Raw genomic sequence first — 5011 nt, 5'->3', positions numbered from 1 at the left:
CAATTAATCCAAGCTAGCGGCTAATGAAAACAATTCTGTGTCTCGTGGCACTGACGCAGCTGCGCTAGGTCCAAGTGGCAGTGTTTGCCATCAGTCAGGTTTCGGGTGGCCCTTGTCGCCAGACCCGATATGCGTTCTGGCTGACCGGCTGGCATTCAGGCCGTCTGGGGAGGACGATTGACATGGCAATGGCCGCGACATCAGCGCCACGCGGGCCGATGGTGCTCAAGGACTGGGGACAGCTCCTGCTGCTCGGTGCGATATGGGGTGGCTCGTTCTTCTTTGCCCGCATCGCGGTGGCGGAACTTCATCCGCTGGTGCTGGTGCTGTTTCGCGTCGCCATCGCGGCGATCGCGCTGCAGCTCTATCTCGCCATTCGCGGACCGTCTTTCCGCCTCGCGCTTCCCCATGCCGGCCTGTTCTTCCTGCTGGCATTGACCAACAATGTCGTCCCTYTCTCGCTGATCTTCGCCGGCCAGACCCAGCTTGGCGCCGGCGTCGCCTCGGTGCTCAACGCAACGACGCCGTTCTGGACGTTGATCCTCGCCAACGCGCTGACATCAGACGAAAAGCTCTCCTGGAACAAGCTGGCCGGCATTGCGCTCGGCGTCGCCGGCACGGCGCTGATGATCGGCCCCGGCCTGCTTGCCGGGCTCGGCGGCCCGGTCTGGGCCAAATTCGCGCTGATCGGCGCGTCGCTGTCCTATGGCGTGGCGCTGATGGTCGCCCGCCGCTTCAAAGGCGTGCCATCGCCGGTCATCGCCACCGGACAATTGACCGCCTCGACCATCATCATGATCCCGATCGTGCTCTTCGCTTATGGCCCTGCCGGTCTGTTCTCCGCCTCGCCTCCGGTCTGGGCGGCGGTGCTGGCGCTGGCGCTTTTGTCCACCGCCTTCGCCTACATCCTTTATTTCAACCTCGTCGCCTCGGCCGGCGCCACCAATGCCTCGCTGGTCACGCTCATCGTGCCGGCCAGCGCCATGCTGCTCGGCTTCCTGTTCCTCGGCGAACGGCTCGAACTGTTCGAAATCGGCGGCGTGGTGCTGATCGCACTTGGCCTCGTGACTATCGACGGACGGCCGTTCGGAAGGCGTTAGAACCGCGGTAGCGCTGCCATGACACGATAGTGACACATCGCCGCCACATTTTGTTCACAGGTCTGAAGCGGGTTTTTGCCGAAGAGTTTCAATGCCTAACGGCAAAAGGCGGGTCGCAAATCTGGCAATCACGTCGCAATGCAGCACATTTTTCGCTTGCCTGTGGCACAAATGAACCTAGACTCTCGGACATAGCTCTTTAAGAGGAGGCTATGTCATGGGACTTACGAGGCCTATCAACGCATTGATGATCTGTGCTGCGTTCGCCTTCATCGGAGCCCTCATTATGGGCTTTCTTCCCTGACCCGCCAAGACGGGGAAGACCAGCACCACATAGTCAAAACCATCGAAAAAGGCCGGGTTTTTGCCCGGCCTTTTTGCATTTCGGAAGCTCTTTGACGCAATCCCGAACGGGGAATTGCTCTAGGCCGCGGCGGTACCGGCCGACTCGGCTTCGTGTGAACGGATGCCGATCATGTGGCAGATGGCAAAAACCAGATCGGCTCGGTTCATCGTATAGAAATGGAAATCCCCGACCCCGCGCTCGACCAGGTCCATGACCTGTTCGGCCGCCACCGCCGACGCCACCAGCGCATGCGTCTGCGGGTCCCGGTCAAGGCCCTCGAACCGCTCCGCCAGCCAGCCGGGCACATGCGCGCCCGCCCTGGCGGAGAAGTTCGCGACCTGCTTGAAACTGTGAACCGGTTGGATGCCCGGCACGATGGGGATGTAGATGCCGGCGCGGCGGACGCGCTCGACATAGCGCTCGTAGAGATCATTGTCGAAGAAGAACTGGGTGATGGCGCGCGTCGCACCATTGTCGACCTTGCGTTTCAGCATCTCGATGTCGGTGGCGAAATCGGGGCTCTGCGGGTGCTTTTCCGGATAAGCCGCGACGGAGATGTCGAAATCCGCGATCTTCTTGAGTCCGGCGACCAGTTCCGCACCATTCTCGTAGCCACCGGGATGCGGGCGATACGGTTCGCCGACACCCGAGGCCGGATCGCCGCGCAGCGCCACGAACCGGTTGATGCCGATCGACTTATAGTCCTGGATGACCGCGTCGACCTCGTCGCGCGTTGCACCGACGCAGGTCAGATGCGCCGCGGCCGGAATACCGGTTTCCGTCAGGATGCGCTTTACCGTGCGGGCTGTACGCTCACGCGTCGAGCCACCGGCGCCATAGGTCACCGAGACGAATTTCGGCTTCAGCGGCTCCAGCCGGGTGACCGTGTCCCACAGCCTCGCCTCCATCTCGTCGGTCTTGGGCGGGAAGAACTCGAAGGAAACCCTGACCTTGTCGCCAATGTCGGGACGGCGGGAAAAGCGGAACTGGTTCATCAGGCAATTTCCCTTATCTGCCTTGTGTCATTGGAAGGATCGGCGATCAGCAGGCGCCGGTCGCGCCCAAGCCAGAGTTTGACGGTGAGCCTGGCTTCGTTGCCGCCGCGTGGCTCGAACTCTTGGCTGTCCTCGAGATCGAGGCCGGCTTCCGCAAACCAGTCGGCGATCTGCCGGTCGGAAAAGCCGAGCCGCATATGCGCGTGTTCGTCGCGCAGGAATTCCAGCGTGTGCGGCGCGAAGTCGACGATGACCAGCCGTCCGGTTGGACGCAAAAGCCGCGCCGCCTCGTGGATGGCGCGGGCGGGATCGTCGAGATAGTGCAGCACCTGGTGGATGGTGACGAGATCGAAGGCGTCGCGCTCGACCGGCGGCGCGAAGATGTCGCCCTGCCGCACCTGAGCATTCGAAACACCTGCCTTATCGAGATTGGCACGCGCAACAGTCAGCATCTCGCGCGACATGTCGATGCCGACACCGCGCCGGTACAGGGGCGAGAAGATTTCGAGCAGGCGCCCAGTGCCGGTGCCGAGGTCCAGCATTGACTGGAACGGCCGCTTGCCGACCAGCTTCAGCATCGCGGCTTCGACGGCGCGGTCCGGCACATGAAGCGAGCGGATATGATCCCAGCTTGCCGCATTCACCGAAAAATACTCGGCTGCCCGGTCCTGCCGCTTGCGTTTGACCGAGCCCAGCCGCTCGAGATCGCGCTCGACCTGCGGGTCGGCGCCGCGAATGCTGGAAACCAGCCCCATGACGAAGCCGCGCGCGGAATCCGCATCAGACAGGCGAAAGAAGGCCCAAGACCCTTCCTGGTAGCGGCCGATTAGCCCGGCCTCCAGCAGCAGCTTGAGGTGCCGCGAAACGCGCGGCTGCGATTGACCGAGAATTTCGGTAAGATCGGAAACGGTGAGGTCGCCGCGCGACAACAGTGCCAATATGCGCAGGCGGCTGGATTCGGCCGCCGCCTTCAATGTGTCCACCATGGTGTCGAGCGAGACATGCATCAGAGTATTCTCTTTGAAAAAGATATAAACATATGTTTATGTCGATTTTCGCATCCTTGCAAGCGCTATGTCGCTTCCGGACAAGAAAATGCCGCTTGCGTGATCCCTTGGTGCATGTCGCCCAAAAGTGTGTAGCGGTTTTGGGGCAACGACATGCACGTCCAAAGATGCGAGGGCGCAATGACCGGACCACGTGAGATGTTCGAGGCGCGCGACGGCGAGCAGAAGCTGGAAAACGATCCGGCACTGATGCCGGCCGACGGCGGCATCGTCTTCATCGGCCGCATCACCTCGCCATGGACGACACGGGAGACCTGCCCTAAGAACATGCGCGCCGCGCGCGAGACCGGGCAGCCGGCCGTGGTGACCATCGACGCGCCCTATCGCAGCGGCCTGCAGGGGCTGGAGCGCGCCAGCCACATCATCATCCTGTCCTGGATGCATCATGCGCCGCGGACTCTGATTGTGCAGAAACCTCGCCATGCGGCTGAAGCAAAAGGCGTATTCGGCCTGCGCTCCCCTGCCCGACCGAACCCGGTCGGCCTGCATGTGGCAAAACTCGTCGGGCTCGACATCGGCACCGGCCGCCTCGATCTCGACGCCATCGACGTGCTCGATGGCACGCCGGTCATCGACATAAAACCCTACTTCGCCTCGACCGATGCCTTCGCCGAGGCGACCATTGAAGGGCGCGACGAGCCCAATCGGATTCGGCGATGAGAGCAGCGCCGACCGGCCGCCGCCGCGCCATCGCCAAGGCGCTGACAGCACTGCTRCCGCTGGCGCCCTATGCCGACATGGAGAAGATCCGCGCGGATGCCGGCTCGGTTCACATGAAGACGTTGCCACCGACCATCGCCGTGTGGTTGGCGACCATTGCCCACATCCGCCACGTGCACACCGATTATGAAAAACTGCTGGGCGAAGGCTATGACCGCGACTCGGCGCGTTTCTTCGTCATCGAACAGACCAACATCATGCTCACCCGCTGGCGAGCCACGCGACTGCTCGATGCCGACGACGAGGAGGAATGAGGCAGAGCCTGTTATTGCCGCGTCAGCACGGCGACCGCATTGTAGGGCTGGCCGTCCGCCTGGCCGGTCCATGTCCAGGACAGATTTCCCTTGAAAAACCTGACGGTGACGTTGCCGCCGTCGATGCACTTGTCCTGACCGTAAGTGATGCTCTCATGGTATTCCGCTGATGTCTCGTCGCTGGACGTCTGGGACAGGGATCCGCCGCAGCCAAGTGACGGATAGTCGATCGATGCGCCRCTATCATTGATCGTCATAGCGATCGACCAGTCGGCACCGRTGGCCCCGGCCGGGCTCTGGTGGCCGCTGCCGACCCAGGTGCCGCTCAGCGTCGGCGCATTCACCGCGCAAGGCACGTTTTGGAAGATCGGCGTCAATTCGCTGCCGGTTTTCTCGCAGCGATAGGTCTGGCCGCTCTGGCACAGTTCCTCGCCTTCGCGCGCGCATTGGGCACTGGCTTGGCCTGTGGCGGCGAAAATCATCATGGCTGCGATGACGGTCCCGAACCTGCCCATGTCCCCTCCCGGTC

The 5011-nt window shown here is 62.4% G+C and carries 6 protein-coding genes; 3 read left to right on the top strand and 3 right to left on the bottom strand.

The annotated features are described in order from the left end of the window. Positions 1 to 182: 182 nt before the first annotated feature. Positions 183 to 1100: a DMT family transporter gene (locus ACXJ7R_RS24695; protein ID WP_457154113.1), complete on the top strand. Its 918-nt coding sequence runs from the start codon at positions 183 to 185 to the stop codon at positions 1098 to 1100. A 423-nt stretch (positions 1101 to 1523) separates the two neighbouring features. Here ACXJ7R_RS24695 and metF read toward each other — a convergent pair whose 3' ends face one another. Continuing rightward, positions 1524 to 2441 (bottom strand): methylenetetrahydrofolate reductase [NAD(P)H], encoded by a 918-nt coding sequence (metF, locus tag ACXJ7R_RS24690; RefSeq protein WP_457154112.1) that lies wholly within the window; start codon positions 2439 to 2441, stop codon positions 1524 to 1526. Then, the gene (locus ACXJ7R_RS24685; protein WP_457154111.1) at positions 2441 to 3448 is read right to left on the bottom strand and encodes an ArsR/SmtB family transcription factor; all 1008 of its coding nucleotides are present in this window, start codon (positions 3446 to 3448) and stop codon (positions 2441 to 2443) included. Before ACXJ7R_RS24685 ends, metF begins: the two co-directional genes overlap by 1 nt. Positions 3449 to 3628: 180 nt before the next feature. Between ACXJ7R_RS24685 and tsaA the strand changes: the two genes are divergently transcribed. Both tsaA and ACXJ7R_RS24675 read left to right on the top strand, forming a co-directional pair. After that, positions 3629 to 4168 (top strand): tRNA (N6-threonylcarbamoyladenosine(37)-N6)-methyltransferase TrmO, encoded by a 540-nt coding sequence (gene tsaA / locus ACXJ7R_RS24680; RefSeq protein ID WP_457154110.1) that lies wholly within the window; start codon positions 3629 to 3631, stop codon positions 4166 to 4168. Beyond that, a complete protein-coding gene (locus tag ACXJ7R_RS24675) occupies positions 4165 to 4482 on the top strand; it encodes a DUF2293 domain-containing protein (protein ID WP_457154109.1) in 318 nt (105 codons plus the stop codon). The genes tsaA and ACXJ7R_RS24675 overlap by 4 nt, the downstream gene beginning before the upstream one ends. An 11-nt stretch (positions 4483 to 4493) precedes the next feature. Here the strand turns inward: ACXJ7R_RS24675 and ACXJ7R_RS24670 are convergent. Further along, on the bottom strand, positions 4494 to 5011 hold a 518-nt coding region (locus ACXJ7R_RS24670), incomplete at its 5' end, for a hypothetical protein (protein ID WP_457154108.1).

The organism is Mesorhizobium sp. P5_C1 (assembly GCF_054049815.1).
This window is presented reverse-complemented; position numbering and strand designations above follow the sequence as displayed.

What these genes read in the sequence shown, in the direction of transcription:
- metF (WP_457154112.1), bottom strand. Translation starts at nt 2,441, where the DNA reads ATGAACCAGTTCCGCTTTTCCCGCCGTCCCGACATTGGCGACAAGGTC.
- ACXJ7R_RS24685 (WP_457154111.1), bottom strand. Translation starts at nt 3,448, where the DNA reads ATGCATGTCTCGCTCGACACCATGGTGGACACATTGAAGGCGGCGGCC.
- tsaA (WP_457154110.1), top strand. Translation starts at nt 3,629, where the DNA reads ATGACCGGACCACGTGAGATGTTCGAGGCGCGCGACGGCGAGCAGAAG.